Here is a 16,213-nt window from a genome sequence, read left to right on the forward strand (position 1 = left end):
GGCAATTTATTGCGTGTTCATATTCCGCTGGTGCCTAAGATGGGGCGAACCATCAGGGAACCCCGTGAAACCTCGTGAGCTCAAGGTCATTGCCGCGCGCAGCCTTCTCTCCGTTACATGGGATGACGGTAAGGTCTCGTGCATCCCGGCTGCCATGCTGCGGGCGCGCAGCCGGGCGGCACAGCAGGTGCGGGCGCACATCGAGGGTAACGAACATTCGTTCGAGACCGTTACCGTGACGAGCGCAGAGGCGATCGGTTCCTATGCCATACGTCTGGTTTTCTCCGACGGTCACGACCGGGGCATCTATCCCTGGAGCTATTTGCGCGAAATCGCCGATTCTGCGGCGTGAGGAACGAGAATGGATAATTTTGTCGAAAGGCTGTCGGAAGTCACCTGCGATGTGCTGGTGATCGGCGGCGGCACGGCCGGACCGATGGCGGCGCTCAAGGCGAAGCAGAAAAATCCCGCTCTGAATGTCGTTCTGCTCGAAAAGGCCAATGTGAAGCGTTCGGGAGCTATCTGCATGGGCATGGACGGGCTGAACAACGCCGTCGTCCCGGGATATGCGACGCCCGAGCAATACACCAAGGAGATCACCATCGCCAATGACGGTATCGTCGATCAGGCGCCGGTCTTCAAATATGCCTCGCGCTGCTATGACATCATCCAGGAGCTTGACCGTTTCGGCATCCGTTTCCAGAAGAACGCCAATGGCGATTTCGACCTGAAGAAGGTCCACCATCTCGGAACCTATGTGCTGCCGATGCCGAATGGCGATACCGTCAAGAAGGCGCTCTATCGGCAGATCAAGCGTGAAAGGATATTGGTCTCCAACCGCTTCATGGCAACGCGCCTGTTGACCGCGAGCGACGGCAGGATCGCGGGCGCCACTGCTGTGAACACGCGCACGGCTGAATTCCTCGTGCTGCGTGCCAAGACCGTGATCCTGTGCATGGGCGCGGCGGGCCGGCTCGGATTGCCGCATTCCGGCTATCTCTTCGGAACCTATGAGAATCCGACCAATTCCGGGGACGGTTATGCCATGGCCTATCATGCGGGCGCCGCGCTCGCGAATCTCGAATGCTATCAGATCAATCCGCTGATCAAAGACTATAACGGCCCGGCTTGCGCTTACGTTGCCGGTCCGTTCGGAGCCTATACCGCCAACAGTGAGGGTAATCGCTTCATCGAAAGCGACTACTGGTCGGGACAGATGATGCAGGAATTCTACAACGAACTACAATCCGGCAAGGGGCCGGTGTTCCTGAAGCTCAACCACCTTCATGCCGACACAGTCGGCGAGATCGAAGAGATCCTGCACAAGGTCGAGCGCCCGTCGCGCGGCAGGTTCCATCAGGCGCGGGGCACCGATTACCGCGAGAAGATGATCGAAATGCAAATTTCCGAAATCGGCTTCTGTTCGGGTCACAGCGCGTCGGGCGTTTTCGTCGATGAATTCGCCCGGACCACGGTGCCGGGCCTCTACGCTGCGGGCGACATGGCGAGCGTGCCCCACAACTATCTGCTCGGCGCCTTCACCAACGGAGCCGTCGCCGGCGAGCATGCTGCCGAAGTCGCGCTGGAAACCAACCTTCCGGATTTCGACAGCGAGTTCGTCAAGGCGGAGCGCAAACGCGTGTTGGCACCGACGCGGCGTGAAGACGGCATCCCGCCCAACCAGCTAGAATACAAGACCAGGCGGCTGGTCAACGACTATCTGCAGCCGCCCAAGGTGACGGCCAGGATGCGCATCGGCCAGGCGCGGCTCGCGGAGGTCAGGGATGATCTCGAAAGCGCCGTTATCGCCCGTGACGCGCATGAACTGATGCGTTCGCTCGAAGCGTCGTCCATTCTCGACTGCGCCGAGATGGCGGCCCATGCCTCGCTCTTCCGCACGGAAAGCCGCTGGGGGCTCTATCACAACCGCATTGACTATCCGCAAAGGGACGACGCCAACTGGTTCTGCCATACACTCGTCCGCAAGTCCGACGGCCAAATGGTTTCTGAGAAGCGGGCCATTCAGCCCTACATCGTTCCGATCGAGAACGAGGAGCGGACAGCCTATGACCGGCTGCGCGTTTCCAATCACGCCTGACGAGGAAAACATGCCGCTTGCGCTTTCACCCACAACCGTTCCCGTCGTCGTGGACGAGGCAAAATGCATCGCCGACAAGGGCTGCACGGTTTGCGTCGATGTCTGCCCGCTGGATGTCCTGCGCATCAGCGATCTCACTGGCAAAGCCTATATGAAATTCGACGAGTGCTGGTACTGCATGCCGTGCGAGAAGGATTGCCCGACCGGCGCTGTAACCGTCAACATCCCCTATCTTTTGCGCTGACATGACTGCATTCGATCCCTTCGAAGATTTTGGTGATATCGACGAAATCGCCGAGCGTCTGAACGATGCCGACGCGGCCGTGCGACGGCTTGCGGTGATCGATCTTACGGAGGCCGCGAGCTCTGATGTACTGCCGCATCTCCTCACCGCGGTTGCCGACCCCGACGCGACAGTGCGTTTGCAGGTGGCGATCGCACTGCCTGAGTTCGATGCCGTTGAGGCGGCAGCGGGACTTGCACGTCTGGCGGCGGATCAAGATTTGACGGTGGCCTGCGCGGCAGCCGACAGCCTAGCTGAACTGAAGGATCCGGCGGCGGCTGAACCGATTATGCCGCTCGTCACTCATGCAAGCGCCTTCGTCCGGGCTGCGGGTTTTCGCGGGCTGAAAGCCTTGCGTTCGCGTGGGGCGCTCGGCCCCGCTCTGGCGGCCATGCGGGACGCAGATGCCAATGTGCGCGCCCAAGCGCTCGGCGTCGTCGGCTATCTCAAGCTGGAAGAGACTTTGCCGTCCCTAATCGCCGCGACGCGCGATGCCGATGCCATCGTTCGGTCCGTTGCAGTCAACGCCTTGTCGTTCACGAACCAGCCTGCGGCGGCGGCCGCGGTTACTGTGGCCCTGGACGATGAGAACTGGCAGGTGCGGGCCGCGGCGGCCGAATCGCTCGGCCGTATCGGCCAGACCTCAGCCGCCGACGGACTGACCGCCAGCCTTCGCGACGAATACTGGCAGGTTCGGCAAAAATGCCTGAATGCGCTCGGCAAGCTCAAGGCACAATCAGCCGTATGGCAGATTTCCGCGCTGTTGACGAGCGATATGGCCTCGGTCCGCAAGGAGGCTGCGGCAGCGCTCGGTGAAATCGCCGATCCGTCGTCGCGGGATGCTCTCACGGCACAGGTCGGCGACGCCGATCCGGACGTACGCAAGACCGTTCGCTGGGCGCTAACGCGGCTCGGTTAGTGGAAGTCGAAAAGCGGCCTCACCCGCCGCGCGCTTGGAAACCATTTCCATCAGCGCGTGAGGACGTTCGATACGGATGTGGCGCGGCGTCACCGTTACCAGCCCTTCCTTTTGGAAGCGCTTCATCATCATCGTCACCCATTGGCGTGTCGAGCCGACCATGGCCGCAATCTGGTCGTGCGTCACCTTGGCATTGATGACGATTGCCCGCCCATCGCGCACGCCATGCAGTTTACCGAGATTCATCAGGAACTGCGCCAGACGTTCGATTACCGAACGCGTGCCGAGCATTTGAGCCATCGCCGAATAGCATCTGCCCTTCGCTGCAAGCCCCTGCAGAAGGCAGAGCGCGAAATTCGGAAGCTCAACGACGAGCTTCTTCAACGCAGTGGCCGGGATGAACAGCATCCGGCAATCACTCAATGCTTCTGCGGACCAGATATGGATCCCGCCGCCGGTCATCTCGGGACCACCAATGAAATGTCCCGCTGTCCAGTAGGCGAGGGTGATTTGGCGTCCTGACGGTGCCGTGTAGAAGACGTGAACCTTGCCACTTTCGATGATGAAAATGCCACCGTGCCTGTCGCCTTGGGTGAAGATCGCCTGACCGGTCGCAAAAGCGAGACGTCGGCCATGCATCCTAAGTTTCGCCCACTCGTCTGATGTTAGGGAATCGAGAAAATGCGCGCCGTCGTCGAGCCCTTCCGCGCTTTCGCTGAGAAACAGCGCCCGATCGCCGGGAAGAACGACCTGCTGCGGCAATTCGGGAGCCGGCTCATGCTGCCTACGCTTAGCTTCGAAATCGGTTGAAAGCATTTCGAGGCCCATATCCGGCTCCTTCGGCGTTCATTCACGCGAAGAAAGTATATAATTTCTATAGACGAAAAAGGAATATAATTGCGCCTTTCATGGTTGACTTAGATTTTCTTATCCTCTCCGCGCCAGGGCGACCCTGCATAAGCACTTGATCATAAAGAATAATTTTAGATCGACGGCGGAGCCGACCGGGCTCCAGCGATCGAACCCCGGGCCGAACCCGTGCAAGTAATTGCTTATGCCTTCCGGTGGCCGTCACATAGCTTTGGGTGACATCGATTGGCAATCGCCCCGGGTCAGCAAGTAGCGACCGAATGGCGGCACATCAAATCACGAGGTAGGATCATGCATATTCGCACAAAGTTGGCTGCCGTTGCGCTTATGGCGGCCGGATTCGCTCATAGCGCGGATGCCGAAACCATCCGCGTCGCCATCGGTACGCAGGACACCACCATCAATACCGCCACCGGCGGATTGCTGATCCGTGAGTTGAAGCTGCTCGACAAATACCTGCCGCACGACGGCAAGTATAAAGACGTCACCTATGACATTCAGTGGAAGAATTTCACAAGCGGCGCGCCGATCACCAATGAGCAGATCGCCGGGAAGCTTGATTTCGGCGTGATGGCGGATTTCCCCGGCTCGTTCAACGGTCTCGCCCATATCAAGGCTGGAAGAAAGAGCTTGTTCATCACAGTGCTGTCCGGCAGCGTGAACGGCAGCGGCAACGGCATTGTGGTGCCGACCGCTTCGCCCATCCAGTCAATTTCCGAGCTCAAGGGCAAGACGATCTCCGTTCCATTCGCATCGACCTCGCACGGCATGCTGCTGCGGGCTGTCAAGGCTCAGGGCCGGGATTCCGAAAGCGACGTGAAGATCATCACCCAGGCGCCCGAAGTTGCCGGCGCGGCCCTGCAGGCAAAACAGATCGAGGCGCATGCAGATTTTGTCCCATTTGCCGAACTGTTCCCCTGGCGCGGCTTCGCCCGCAAGATCTATGACGGATCGCAGGCAAAGACCCCCACTTTCCACGGAGCCCTGGTCGATGCCAACTATGCTGAAAAATATCCCGAGATCGTTGTTGCCTATCTCCGCGCCTCAATCGAGGCCGATCGGCTCATCGCAAAGGAGCCGGAGAAATACAGTGAGCTGATTGCCAAGGTGACGGGTGTCGAAACCGAGGTCGACTACCTTTTCCATGGACCGCTCGGGCTTCAGACTCGTGACCTCACATGGAAGCCGGAATACCGCCAGGCTGTCGCCACTGCGATCGACACCTTGAGGCTGCTGAAAAAGACCGACCAGTCACTCGACGTGAACAGCTTTGTCGATGACCGCTTCATAAAAGCCGCGTTCAAGGCGTCTGGGCTCGACTATGATGCCGCGCTCAAGAACTATGCCCAGTTGCCTTTGAACGCCAAGGATGCTGCCACCGGTGAAGTAATCAGCGAACCCAAGCGCGTTGCCGAGATCTGGGTCCAAGGTGAGCCGCTCGTCCGACACTATGCGTCGCCACAGAACGCATTCAGAGCGCTTAAGGCGATTGAAGGTGAGGGGAAGCCGATCAGGGTGTTTTATGCGCAGGACCGTGAAAGCGGCATCAAGCTGCTCGGCAATCAGGCCTGGTTCGTGCGTGCCGACGGCGGCGAAGTCAGCGCCTTCCTGCTGAAGGAAAACGCCGAGAAATGGGCTAGGGATCACGGTGGCAAGGTGCTGGATTTCGCCGCCGCCAAGGACTCAGTAATAGCCAGCAATTGAGGCTGGCCATGACGAGTTTCCATCTAGGGCGTTGGTCGCGCCGGGCCGGATCGCTCGCCATCTGCCTCATCCTCTGGCAGATCGCATCGAGCATTAGACTGAACCTCGGCATTGTCACGTTCCAGAATGTGCCGTTGCCCGTGGATGTCATGTCGGCGGCGTTGGATTTCCTGCGCTCGCCCAAGTTCCTTGCCGATGTTTCGAGCAGCCTGGAGCGGGTCCTGGCGGGCTATGGCATCGCCGCTGTGATCGGTATCGGCCTCGGCCTCATCATCGGTCGCTCACGGTGGCTCGGGGACTTCCTGCAAGCCCCGCTCGAGCTGCTGCGGCCGATCCCGGCCGTCGCCTGGATTCCGCTTGCTGTTCTGATGTTTTCGTCCTCGGAACTCTCGATGATTTTCATCACCTTCATGGGCGCATTGTTTCCCATCTTGCTCAACACTGTCCATGGCGTTGAAAGTGTCGATCCAAGGCTGATCGCCTCCGCGCGCAGCCTGGGGAGTACCCGGACCGCGATGCTGTTGGAAGTCATTGTTCCAGGCGCGGCGCCGAACATCGTCACGGGCCTTGCCATCGGAATGGGCACGGCCTGGTTTTGTCTCATCACCGCCGAGATGATCTCCGGCCAGTTCGGGATCGGTTACTACACTTGGGAATCCTATACCCTGCAAAACTATCCTGAAATCATCGTCGGCATGATCCTGATCGGGCTATTCGGAATGGGAAGCAGCGCCCTCTTGCGAGCGGCAGGGGCCGCGCTTCTCCCATGGCACACGAAAGACAGCAAATGATGACCGCCCATCAGCGCAGCTTTCGCGCGGCAACGGGCCGTATCGAGGCCAGTCATGTTTCGATCCGGCTCGGTCAGGGCAGCTGTGCGTCCGAAGTCGTCAGTGATGCAAGCTTCGTAGTCTCTCCCGGCGAATTCGTCTGTCTTCTGGGGCCATCCGGCTGCGGGAAATCAACCCTCCTCGGGGCCTTGGCGGGACATATCAAGCCAGCTGCCGGCATCGTTTCCGTCGATGGAGAGCCCGTAAAAAATCCCCATCCGGAACGCGGTATCGTTTTCCAGCACCACACGCTTTTTCCGTGGAAGAATGCGCGAGACAACGTCGCTTTTGGCCTAAAAATGCGCGGCGTCAAGCGCGGGCAGCGGCGTCTCGAGGCAGAGAAAATGCTCGATCTCGTCGGTCTGAACGGCTTTGCAGGGCGCTATCCGGGTCAGCTGTCCGGCGGCATGCAGCAACGCGTCGAGATCGCGCGTGTTCTCATCAACCAGCCACGGCTCCTGCTGATGGACGAGCCCTTCGGGGCGCTCGATGCCCTGACGCGGCTGCGGATGCAGGAATTGCTGCTCGATATCTGGGAGCAATTCCGCAAAACAATTCTGTTTGTCACCCATGATATCGACGAAGCCCTGCTTCTCGCCGACAGGATCATCGTCATGCAGGCGCAGCCCGGCCGGATCCGAGAGGAAATCACCGTACCTTTCGAGAGACCGCGCATGACCGAGATCATCGCCTCGGGCGACTTCATGCGCCTGAAACAGCATTGCCTGCAACTTCTTCACAGCGACAGGCGAGAGGATACTTTGCCCCGGCTTTCTCCCTTGGGCTTGTGAGTGAGCGTCGAGGGACTCTCGGCAGCCCCACCCTTCAACGGTTCATGGACTCGGGAATTCATGGCCTCCGGCTTGGGACGGAACGAACAAGGGCAGTTGCTGGCCAGGACTGCGACTCTCCCTGTTCAGCGAGGGTGAGAGCCGCTTTGAGGGGTGCGGCGGTCAGGCGCTGCGGCGAACTTCGGCGGCTGCATCGTTTCCGGTTCGCGACACGCCGAGGCGGGACAACACCTCGTCGCGAAGGCCAATGAAATTCGGATCGGAGCGGTCGCGGGAGACTGCGTCGGTGACGGGTAGGATCGTGGCGATCCGCCCGGGATGGGGATGCATGACGACGATCCGATCTCCAAGGTAGACTGCTTCATCGACGTCGTGCGTGACGAGCACGGCGGTCGTGCCCTCGTTCCGGACGATTCTTTGAAGTTCGTCCTGCAGGCGCAGCCGGGTCAGAGCGTCGAGGGCCCCGAAGGGCTCGTCGAGCAGCAGAAAGCGCGGCTTGGTGACAAGCGCCCGGGCGATCGCCACACGCTGCGCCATGCCGCCGGACAATTGGGCAGGATAGGCTTTGGCAAATTGCTCGAGGCCGACGAGATGCAGATGGTCGCGAACCAGTTGGCCCCGCTCAGCCGCGGCCAACCCGCTTTGGCGCAGCGCCGCAGCCACATTGGCCTCGACATTGAGCCAGGGCAAAAGCCTGTGCTCCTGAAAAACGATCGAGCGATCGAGACCCGGCCGTTCCACCCTCTGTCCATCGACCCGGATCTCGCCGTCATAATCAGTGTCGAGGCCGAGGACCAGCCGCAGCAAAGTGGATTTGCCGCACCCCGACGATCCCACGATGCTGACGAACTCGCCCTCGCCGACTGCAAGATGGACATGCGACAGGGCCTGGACCTGCCGGCCGGCGACCCTGAACCTCTTGCTGACGTCAGCAATCTCCAAAGCGTGGCTTTGGCCACGTCCCCGTTCGGACGTGCCGACAGGGTCGCTCATGGGATCCTCCAGCGCAAAAGGCGATGCTCCAGGGCGCCGGCGACGACATTGAAGACCACGCCGACGCCACCGAGCAGCAGAATGCACAGCAACAGTAGATCCATGTGGAACAGGTGCTGGCCCTCGTTCATGCGCCCGCCGAGGCCGGGTGCGATGTTCAGCAGAAGCTCGGCGCCCACCGTAGCGGTCCAGGCGTAAATCAGCGCCGAATGCAGGCCCGTGAAGATTTGCGGCAGCGCACCCGGGATGGCGATGAGCCAGGCAAAGTCGAACCAGCCGAAGGTCAGGACGTCGGCAAGCTCGCGATAGCTCCGCGGAATGCCGGACACTCCCTGCCAGGTGTTGATCAGGGCCGGCTGAAACGCCGCGAGCGCGATGAAGACGACCTTGCCGGCCTCGCCGCCGCCGAACCACATCGAGATGAGGGGAACCCAAGCGAACAGGGCGATCTGACGGTGTACCAGCAGCACCGGCCCGAGCAGGCGTTCAATGATGCGGGAAAACCCGATCGCCAAGCCAAGCGTGATCCCGACCACACTGCCACAGGCGAAACCAATCAGGTCGCGCTCCAGGCTCGCCAGTAGATTGAAGCCAAGGCCGCCGTCGCCAAACTCTGCAATGCCACGGGCCACCACCGCTTCGAGCGGCGGCACAAAACGCGTGTCAGCGAGGCCGGCGTGCGCGAGCAACTCCCAAATCGCGAGCAGCGTAATCGGTAAGGCAAGCGGTCGCAGATGTCGGCCGATAAAGCGGAAGGGCGGCGGGGCGATAGGAACGCCGTGCGACAGCCGCTCCAGACCCATAATCGTGATCAGGCTCATCGTGGGGTCTCCGGACGCCAGCGTTGCAGATGGTTTTCGGCAAGCGTGAGCAGGCCATGGATCACCAATCCTATGAGGCCGACGACGATCATGGCCGAAAGAACGAGTTCCAATTGAAAGAGCTGACGGCCATAGGCCATCAGGTATCCGAGTCCTTCGAACGATGCGATGAGCTCTACCGCAACCAGGGTCTGCCAGCCGTTTGCAAGGCCTTCGCGCAGCCCGGTGAAGATTGACGGCACAGCGGAAGGCAGCACGATCATCGTAAGTTTCGACCAGCGGCTGAACGAAAGGACGCGGCCAAGCTCCACATAGGCTTCCGGAACGTCGCGCACGCCTTGGCAGGTGTTCAGTACGACTGGAATGAAGGCTGACCAGCCGATGACGAGGATCTTCAGGCCTTCGTCGATCCCGACTATCAGGATGATGATCGGCATCCAGCCGAGGGTCGGGACCTGGCTGAGGGCCAGGAACAGCGGATCGACGAAGTCGCGAAGGGTCTTTGACAGGCCAACCGCGGTGCCGAACACCAGGCCCGCCAGCGCACCCGCAGCAAATCCCTCCGCAACGCGCTCAAGGCTGGTGACCGTGCTGGAAAGCAGCGAGCCGTCCTGAATGCCATCCAACAAAGTGTCGAACACGACCCAGGGCGGCGGCAGGATCTGCTCCGGCAATTGGCCTAGGAGAGCTGCCACCGTCCAGGCCGTCAAAAGGCCCAACGGCACCACCAGACCAAGAACCAGGATGCCGGCAGCCGGGAGCATGCTGCCCCGATTGGGAGCAAAGCCGGCGGTGCTGTCCCCATCGCCAGTCTGGGCCGCGCGGTGGCCGGCGCCCATCTTAGTTGCTCGCCGCTTTGGTGTGTTCGACTTCGCCCTCGCTCGCTTTCTGGCCTTTCGCGTCGAAGGTGGACCAGTAGTTCTCGAGCTTCAGGTCTACCAGGGCCTGCTTGAGGTACTTGGTCTCGAACCAGCTGTCGATGTCGACGTCCTTCTTGATCAGGCCGTAGGCTTTGGCGCGCGCGGCCTGATCTTTGTAGCGCGCGACAATGAAGTCATCGACGACAGGCGACAGGCGGTGGGCCAGGCGCTCGTCTTTAAAATCGGCCTCGAAGCTTTCGACCGGCAGGCCTGCTTTCGACCAGAGCTCGAAGACTGCCTGGCGATTAGCCTCATCCGAGCCGAAGCGCGCGCCCTTGACGAAGGCGCGCACGACCTTGGCGGTGAACTCTGGGTGGGCCTTCTCGAACTCCGCGGTGACGAGGAGCCCCGAGTTGCGCCCGAGGGTCGGGTCGTCGTTCTTGGTCGAGTAGATGATCTTGACCGCGCCGCGTTTGGCGAGGTCCAGATATTCCGAGCCGCCGAAGGAAGCCTCGACATTGCCCGAGATGAGCGCGGCCGTGGCGGAATTCGAGTCGAGACTGACGAAGCGGATATCTTTTTCGGCGAGGCCATGCTTTTCGAGGACGCGGTCGGTGGCGATCTGCAAATTGGTGCCGCGGAACTGCGCCACCTTATGGCCCTTCAGGTCCTCCACCGTCTTGAGCTGCGAATCCGGGGGTACGGCGAGATAAAGCGCATCATGACTCCCGGCCGAGGCCAGATACTTCGTCTGCAGGCCGCGCGAGCGGCCGACGATCGAAGGCAGATCACCGAGGCCGGCAGCGAAATCAAGTTGGCCGGCGGCGAGCGACTCGTTGAGAGCCGGGCCGGCGCCGCGGAAGAACGTCCATGTGATCTTTGTGTCGGGCACGTCCTTGAACTCGGCCTCGACAAGCTTCTGCACATTGGCCACGGCGACATAGTCGCCATAGGCATAAGGCCGGTCGTCGATGCCAGTTCCGGGATAACCGATGCGGATGAGGGTCTCGGCCGACGCGGGACCGGTGGCGAGAAGGCCGCCGATCAGGGCTGCGATATGCGCGAATTTCATGAGTGAGGATCCTGGCTGGAGGGGAGGGTCAGGCGGCGCGGGTGACGGCGTCGCGAACTAGCTTCTTACGGGTGACGCTGTGGCGGCCATCGACGCTCACCGGTACGTCGCCGTCGAGAGTGGTGCGGCGCACGACACGGGCGCTGTCGCCATAGTCGTTGACGGCGTAATGCTGGGTGGCACGGTTGTCCCAAATGGCGACGTCGTTCGCTCGCCAGCGCCAGCGCACCGTGTTTTCGATGCGCAGGACATGAGACTGGAGGAGGGCGTAGAGCTGCTCGGAATCGCCCTTGGAATAGCCGACGAAACGCTGCACGAAGGAGCCAAGTATGAGCGAGCGCTCGCCGGTTTCCGGATGGACGCGCACCACGGGATGGTCGGTCTCGTAGACGGTGGAAGCAAAGACCTCTTCATAGTGGCGGCGATCGGCCTCGCTCGCATGCGGGCGCTGTGCGGCATAGTCATAGGCATTGCTGTGGGTTGCCCACAGCTGTTCGGCGGTCGCCTTGAGTGCCGGTGGCAGGCTGTCGTAGGCGGCCACTGTGTTGGACCAAACCGTATCACCGCCGACCTCGGGAATAGTCACACCGCGCAGGATCGAGATTTTGGGATAGGCATCGACGAAGGTAACGTCTGTGTGCCAGGCATCGGCGCGGCCACCGCGCGACGAGTCAAGTTCAAGGATCGAGGTCGTGCCATTGCGTACATGCTCGGTTGGATGTGGAACAAGATTGCCGAGGCGCTTGGAAAAACGCTCCTGCTCGGTATCGGTGAGCTGATCCTGGTCGCGAAAGAAGATCACCTTATGCTGCAGAAGCGCTGCATTGATGGCTGCTATCGCCTCGTCGGAAAGGTCGCCCGAAAGCTTGATGTCGGCGATCTCGGCGCCAATCCGAGCAGCGACCGGTTTGATCGTCAGCGCGGATAAGGTAGGGCGAGGTTGGGTTGATGTGGTCATGAGGGACTGCTCCTTGGTTGGGCCGCCGGCGTGGCTCGGCCCTTGCCGGTTGGTTGACGGGGGACTTCGGTTATTCGGCCGCCTGGCTGCCGGGCTCGCGGTGAGGGGCCCGATGACCGGGGTGCTTCAGGCCGAGGTTCTCGCGAAGGGTGCAGCCCTCATATTCGGTGCGGAACAGGCCGCGGCGGCGCAGCTCCGGGATGACCAACTCAATGAAATCGTCGAGCCCGCCCGGCACGGTCGGCGGCATGATGTTGAAGCCGTCGGCGCCGCCCTTGTTAAAGCGCTCTTCGAGTTCGTTCGCGATGGTCTCGGCCGTCCCGACGAGCTGCCAATGGCCGCGCGCCCCGGCGATAGTCTCGTAGAGCTGACGGATGGTGAGATTTTCTCGCCGGGCAAGATCGATGATCAATTGCTGGCGGCTCTTGCCCCGCTCGGTCTCGCTCAGGTCCGGCAGCGGCCCGTCGAGCGGATAGGCGGAAAGATCGATACCACCGGAGAGGTTCGACAGCAGCTCCAGCCCGACGTCAGGATGGATCAGCGACTGGATCTGCGCGAATTTTTCGCGGGCCTCGGCTTCGCTTCGCCCGACCACTGGAAAGACGCCCGGCATAATCTTCAAATCATCGGGATGGCGGCCATACTTCTCAAGCCGTCCCTTGAGGTCGGCATAGAAGCTCTGCGCCTCCGGGAGCGTCCGCTGGGCGGTGAAGACGACCTCCGCGGTGCGGGCCGCCAACTCCTTGCCCGCCTCGGACGAGCCGGCCTGGACGACGACCGGGTGACCCTGCGGCGAGCGCGAGACCGTCAGCGGTCCGCGCACCCGGAAATGCCGTCCGCGGTGACCCAGGATATGCAGTTTCTCCCGGTCGAAGAAGAGGCCGCTATCCTTGTCGCGCAGGAAGGCGTCATCCTCCCAGCTGTTCCATAGGCCGAGCACGACATCAGCGAATTCTTCCGCCCGTGCGTAGCGGTCCTGATGCGCGAACTGGCTGATATTGCCAAAATTCTCCAATTCGAGCGGATTGGACGAGGTCACGAGGTTCCAGCCGGCCCTGCCGGCGCTGATCTGATCGAGCGAGGCGAATTTTCGGGCCAGGTTGAACGGCTCATTGAATGTGGTGGAGGCTGTTGCCACCAGGCCGATGCGCTCCGTCACCACGGCAAGCGCCGACAGGAGCGTCAGAGGCTCGAAGCCGACGGCCCATTCGTCGGTCCGGGAGAGGGATTTGAGATCATCCGTATGGGCCGCGACCCCATCCGCCAGGAAGATCAGGTCGAACTTCGCGCGTTCTGCCGCCTTGGCAAATGCGATGCGCTGCCTGAGGTTGGTCGTCGCATCCGCGGCGGTCTCCGGGTGGCGCCATGCCGCCACATGGTGGCCAGCTGGATACATAAAGGCGCCAAGCCGCAGCTTCCCAACCTTGCTCACCTTCAGTCTCCTTTCAGCAACGATGACAATTCACGAGGAGCACGGCGCTTTCACCGGAGTGGACGATCTGCGTGAATTTCGGCGGCGGTGGCGTCGGCCAACAAGTTGCCGGTGTCGGTCCTTTTCGGCCCACAATGCCTAGGCGGCCAGACTGACGTTGCCCGTCTCTCCGACCAGCCGACACGCTTCGATTACTGCTTGTTCCGTGCGGTTGCGGATGGCTTCGGATATGATGACGCCATCGGCGAAGTCCCGGTCGGAGGCGTAGATGCCTGTCGGGATGGTCAATGCCTCGAAGAAGCCGAAGAGCGGCCGAAGCTGATGTTCCACGACGAGGGAATGACGTTCTCCGCCTCCAGTCGCCGCAAGGATAATTGGCTTTCCTTTGAGCGAGGATGGATCCAGCAAATCGAAGAAATGCTTGAACAGTCCAGTGTAGCTGCCTTTGAACGTCGGCGAGCCGACCACCAGGACTGCGGCGCTCGACAATTGCTCGACGATGTTTCTGGCCGATGGATCAAGGTCGCTAAACCGCCTGGCCTGCGCAAAGGACGGGCCGAGATCCTCGACATCGAAAGTAGTCGAAGCAGCGCCGATCTTCTTGGCAACCTGCCCGACTATCTGGTCGACGAATAGCCTGGTCTTCGAAGGACGAGTAAGATTGCCCGAAACCCCTATTGCTAACTTTTTCGACATTCCTGGCTCCTTCAATCAGCGACGTCACCTAACTCTATAGATTTGATAGAAATCAAAGAGACAGTTGATTTCAAAAACCAGCCGCCAAAGGGATGGAGTTTGCGGAACATTGGCTGCAATTGGTTCATTCGATGCAGACTGACGCGTCCGGTCAACTGCGATCGCGTATCTGGGCTCGAAACAAGAGCAGTTCGAAATCGATGGGGGTGGAAGGTGCTAGGTTGGCATCGGTAGGATGTACAAACTGAAGTGTTCGAATGGAACAGATTGCTAGGCACATGCGGTCCGGGCGGCGGAGATCAACGCCGAACTTCGCAACCGGCTGCGGGCGCCTTTCCGACAGCCAGAACTGAACATGCTTCCAATATTCAAGCCCAAAACGCCTCTGCTACGCGCCGCCTGACCCCGGAGAAATTGCCGGTCTCGTCCAATATGGGCTGCACGAGATCGGTAACTCCGTTCGCTGCGAGAAAGGCCAGGCCGCGCGCCGGCAGGTTCGGACTCAGCCAAGCGCAAATGTATCCGATGACGGTGGGTTACCGCTGAAAATGTATCCTATCCCGCATTAATTCCGGTAAAAACCCTGTTTTTCTGATTTATTGGATACAACGTATTGACCCAGCCATCGAGGTCGGTCATATTCCTCTCAAGAAACCTCGTCAGAGGTCGTGTTCAAACAAGGGGAACCAACCATGAGACGGAACCGAATATCGAGTGCTGCATCGCGTGAATTTGCTCTGGCCACATCGGTTTTGTGCCTGATGATGGGTGCGGCAGCCCACGCGGAAGATATTGCCGCGTTCAATAAGCGCGTTGATGAGGTCGTATCCAAAGCGTCGGCGCCGCAGGTGGTCACTCCGCCGAAGGCCGGTCCGGCGGCGGCTAAGGATAAGAAGATTGTGATCGTGCCCTGTTCAATGGGCGGCGAGGGATGCGCAGGCCCGGCAAGGGCGTTGCAGGAGGCCGCTAAAAAGCTTGGTTGGGAGGCGCTACTAATTGATGGCGCCGGCGATCCTTCCAAGATGGCCGATGCCGTGCAGAAGGCGATCAGCATCAAGGCCGACGGTATTGCCCTTCAGGCCATCGACGCAGTCACGATTGCCGGGCCTCTGGCTCAAGCCAAGGCGGCGGGGATCAAAATTGTCGCCTATCAGTCGCTGAACAAGGACGGTACCATCGACGTGTCCTGCCCTATGGCGAAGGATGAAACGGCGGAAGCGTTCAACGCTGGCTATTTTATGACCGCCTATGCGTACAAGGAGGCTGGGTACAGCCTGAAGGCAGTGCAGATGCGGGGTGACGAATACGGGATCGCCGTCGCGCGTCAGAAGGGTGCCGACAAGTTCATCGAGGAGTGCAAAGCCGCCGGTGGCGACTGCGAGATCCTTGAATCGGAGAATTTCCTCATCACCGACCTGACCACGCGGGTACCGCAGCAGGCAGTGAGCCTGGTTCGGCGCCATCCCGACTACAACGTCTTTTGGGCCGCCTATGACGCGGGACTCTACTTCATGATCCAGGGTCTGCAGGCGGCCGGTCTGACTGATCATGGTTTCGCGATCGGCTTCGACGCTAGCGCGCCGAACCTTGACATCATCCGTAAGGGCGGCTTCCAAAGGGCGACGGCTGCGGCCTCCCCGCCGTGGCTCGGCTACTGCCAGGCTTCGGCCCTTAATCGGCTCTTCACGGGAGCCCCGATCGTCGACGAGGGCGTTCACACCAAGTTGCTGACCAAGGATAATGCTCCTGCAAGCGGACCGTATGTCGGGGATATCGATTTTCGACCCTTCTACGAGAAGCAGTGGGCGGCAAAGTAGGGATCTGCCGGCAGCGGGCCTTCAGCTCTGCTGCCGGGTTTCTCGGGTTATGACAGGCTTCCATCGGGG

The 16,213-nt window shown here is 60.6% G+C and carries 16 protein-coding genes; 8 read left to right on the top strand and 8 right to left on the bottom strand.

Annotated elements, in window-relative coordinates:
* The first annotated feature begins 64 nt into the window (after positions 1-64).
* Genes EJ067_RS33955 through EJ067_RS33970 form a run of 4 tightly spaced genes read left to right on the top strand, consistent with a single transcriptional unit; the run spans position 65 to position 3,300 of the window.
* Positions 65-352: a gamma-butyrobetaine hydroxylase-like domain-containing protein gene (locus EJ067_RS33955; RefSeq protein ID WP_245468113.1), complete on the top strand. Its 288-nt coding sequence runs from the start codon at positions 65-67 to the stop codon at positions 350-352.
* Between the two features lie 9 nt (positions 353-361).
* Positions 362-2,098, top strand: coding sequence for a fumarate reductase/succinate dehydrogenase flavoprotein subunit (locus tag EJ067_RS33960; protein ID WP_126089386.1), 1,737 nt, complete (start codon positions 362-364; stop codon positions 2,096-2,098).
* A 10-nt stretch (positions 2,099-2,108) separates the two neighbouring features.
* On the top strand, positions 2,109-2,342 hold the full coding sequence (locus EJ067_RS33965; protein ID WP_031256548.1) for a ferredoxin family protein: 234 nt from the start codon (positions 2,109-2,111) through the stop codon (positions 2,340-2,342).
* Position 2,343: 1 nt separating this feature from the next.
* Positions 2,344-3,300, top strand: coding sequence for a HEAT repeat domain-containing protein (locus tag EJ067_RS33970; protein ID WP_126089387.1), 957 nt, complete (start codon positions 2,344-2,346; stop codon positions 3,298-3,300).
* Here the strand turns inward: EJ067_RS33970 and EJ067_RS33975 are convergent.
* Positions 3,283-4,128: a Crp/Fnr family transcriptional regulator gene (locus tag EJ067_RS33975; RefSeq protein ID WP_126089388.1), complete on the bottom strand. Its 846-nt coding sequence runs from the start codon at positions 4,126-4,128 to the stop codon at positions 3,283-3,285. The two genes, EJ067_RS33970 and EJ067_RS33975, sit on opposite strands and share 18 nt — an antisense overlap.
* A gap of 333 nt (positions 4,129-4,461) precedes the next feature.
* Here EJ067_RS33975 and EJ067_RS33980 point away from each other — a divergent pair, with 333 nt between their 5' ends.
* The 3 genes from EJ067_RS33980 to EJ067_RS33990 are packed head-to-tail and all read left to right on the top strand — an operon-like array spanning position 4,462 to position 7,495.
* The gene (locus EJ067_RS33980; protein WP_126089389.1) at positions 4,462-5,874 is read left to right on the top strand and encodes an ABC transporter substrate-binding protein; all 1,413 of its coding nucleotides are present in this window, start codon (positions 4,462-4,464) and stop codon (positions 5,872-5,874) included.
* Positions 5,875-5,882: 8 nt separating this feature from the next.
* Entirely contained in the window at positions 5,883-6,665 is a 783-nt protein-coding gene (locus tag EJ067_RS33985) for an ABC transporter permease (protein WP_126089390.1), read from the top strand.
* Complete coding sequence (locus tag EJ067_RS33990) at positions 6,665-7,495, top strand: ABC transporter ATP-binding protein (protein WP_126089855.1); 831 nt, start codon at positions 6,665-6,667, stop codon at positions 7,493-7,495. The genes EJ067_RS33985 and EJ067_RS33990 overlap by 1 nt, the downstream gene beginning before the upstream one ends.
* 162 nt (positions 7,496-7,657) lie before the next feature.
* On the opposite strand, the gene EJ067_RS33995 is transcribed toward EJ067_RS33990, so the two are convergent.
* The 7 genes from EJ067_RS33995 to msuE all read right to left on the bottom strand — a co-directional run bounded on the left by EJ067_RS33995 (position 7,658) and on the right by msuE (position 14,327).
* The gene (locus tag EJ067_RS33995; RefSeq protein WP_126089391.1) at positions 7,658-8,488 is read right to left on the bottom strand and encodes an ABC transporter ATP-binding protein; all 831 of its coding nucleotides are present in this window, start codon (positions 8,486-8,488) and stop codon (positions 7,658-7,660) included.
* A complete protein-coding gene (locus EJ067_RS34000; RefSeq protein WP_126089392.1) occupies positions 8,485-9,309 on the bottom strand; it encodes an ABC transporter permease in 825 nt (274 codons plus the stop codon). The genes EJ067_RS33995 and EJ067_RS34000 overlap by 4 nt, the downstream gene beginning before the upstream one ends.
* A complete protein-coding gene (locus EJ067_RS34005; RefSeq protein WP_245468114.1) occupies positions 9,306-10,148 on the bottom strand; it encodes an ABC transporter permease in 843 nt (280 codons plus the stop codon). The genes EJ067_RS34000 and EJ067_RS34005 overlap by 4 nt, the downstream gene beginning before the upstream one ends.
* A gap of 1 nt (position 10,149) precedes the next feature.
* Complete coding sequence (locus EJ067_RS34010; RefSeq protein ID WP_126089393.1) at positions 10,150-11,241, bottom strand: ABC transporter substrate-binding protein; 1,092 nt, start codon at positions 11,239-11,241, stop codon at positions 10,150-10,152.
* A gap of 28 nt (positions 11,242-11,269) precedes the next feature.
* The gene (locus tag EJ067_RS34015) at positions 11,270-12,199 is read right to left on the bottom strand and encodes a TauD/TfdA family dioxygenase (RefSeq protein WP_126089394.1); all 930 of its coding nucleotides are present in this window, start codon (positions 12,197-12,199) and stop codon (positions 11,270-11,272) included.
* A gap of 70 nt (positions 12,200-12,269) precedes the next feature.
* Positions 12,270-13,595: an LLM class flavin-dependent oxidoreductase gene (locus EJ067_RS34020; protein ID WP_126089857.1), complete on the bottom strand. Its 1,326-nt coding sequence runs from the start codon at positions 13,593-13,595 to the stop codon at positions 12,270-12,272.
* 174 nt (positions 13,596-13,769) lie between these two features.
* On the bottom strand, positions 13,770-14,327 hold the full coding sequence (msuE, locus tag EJ067_RS34025) for an FMN reductase (protein ID WP_126089858.1): 558 nt from the start codon (positions 14,325-14,327) through the stop codon (positions 13,770-13,772).
* 692 nt (positions 14,328-15,019) lie between these two features.
* Between msuE and EJ067_RS34030 the strand changes: the two genes are divergently transcribed.
* Complete coding sequence (locus EJ067_RS34030; RefSeq protein ID WP_126089395.1) at positions 15,020-16,144, top strand: substrate-binding domain-containing protein; 1,125 nt, start codon at positions 15,020-15,022, stop codon at positions 16,142-16,144.
* Positions 16,145-16,213 lie beyond the last annotated feature (69 nt).

Origin of the sequence: Mesorhizobium sp. M1D.F.Ca.ET.043.01.1.1 (assembly GCF_003952385.1) — a bacterium.
In the GTDB taxonomy this organism is placed as follows: domain Bacteria; phylum Pseudomonadota; class Alphaproteobacteria; order Rhizobiales; family Rhizobiaceae; genus Mesorhizobium.

Excerpts from the sequence above, each read along its gene's own strand:
- EJ067_RS33985 (WP_126089390.1), top strand. The coding sequence starts at position 5,883 with ATGACGAGTTTCCATCTAGGGCGTTGGTCGCGCCGGGCCGGATCGCTC.
- EJ067_RS33990 (WP_126089855.1), top strand. The coding sequence starts at position 6,665 with ATGACCGCCCATCAGCGCAGCTTTCGCGCGGCAACGGGCCGTATCGAG.
- EJ067_RS34005 (WP_245468114.1), bottom strand. The coding sequence starts at position 10,148 with ATGGGCGCCGGCCACCGCGCGGCCCAGACTGGCGATGGGGACAGCACC.
- EJ067_RS33975 (WP_126089388.1), bottom strand. The coding sequence starts at position 4,128 with ATGGGCCTCGAAATGCTTTCAACCGATTTCGAAGCTAAGCGTAGGCAG.
- EJ067_RS34000 (WP_126089392.1), bottom strand. The coding sequence starts at position 9,309 with ATGAGCCTGATCACGATTATGGGTCTGGAGCGGCTGTCGCACGGCGTT.
- msuE (WP_126089858.1), bottom strand. The coding sequence starts at position 14,327 with ATGTCGAAAAAGTTAGCAATAGGGGTTTCGGGCAATCTTACTCGTCCT.
- EJ067_RS33960 (WP_126089386.1), top strand. The coding sequence starts at position 362 with ATGGATAATTTTGTCGAAAGGCTGTCGGAAGTCACCTGCGATGTGCTG.
- EJ067_RS33970 (WP_126089387.1), top strand. The coding sequence starts at position 2,344 with ATGACTGCATTCGATCCCTTCGAAGATTTTGGTGATATCGACGAAATC.
- EJ067_RS34020 (WP_126089857.1), bottom strand. The coding sequence starts at position 13,595 with ATGTATCCAGCTGGCCACCATGTGGCGGCATGGCGCCACCCGGAGACC.
- EJ067_RS33995 (WP_126089391.1), bottom strand. The coding sequence starts at position 8,488 with ATGAGCGACCCTGTCGGCACGTCCGAACGGGGACGTGGCCAAAGCCAC.
- EJ067_RS34010 (WP_126089393.1), bottom strand. The coding sequence starts at position 11,241 with ATGAAATTCGCGCATATCGCAGCCCTGATCGGCGGCCTTCTCGCCACC.
- EJ067_RS33980 (WP_126089389.1), top strand. The coding sequence starts at position 4,462 with ATGCATATTCGCACAAAGTTGGCTGCCGTTGCGCTTATGGCGGCCGGA.
- EJ067_RS34015 (WP_126089394.1), bottom strand. The coding sequence starts at position 12,199 with ATGACCACATCAACCCAACCTCGCCCTACCTTATCCGCGCTGACGATC.
- EJ067_RS34030 (WP_126089395.1), top strand. The coding sequence starts at position 15,020 with ATGAGACGGAACCGAATATCGAGTGCTGCATCGCGTGAATTTGCTCTG.
- EJ067_RS33965 (WP_031256548.1), top strand. The coding sequence starts at position 2,109 with ATGCCGCTTGCGCTTTCACCCACAACCGTTCCCGTCGTCGTGGACGAG.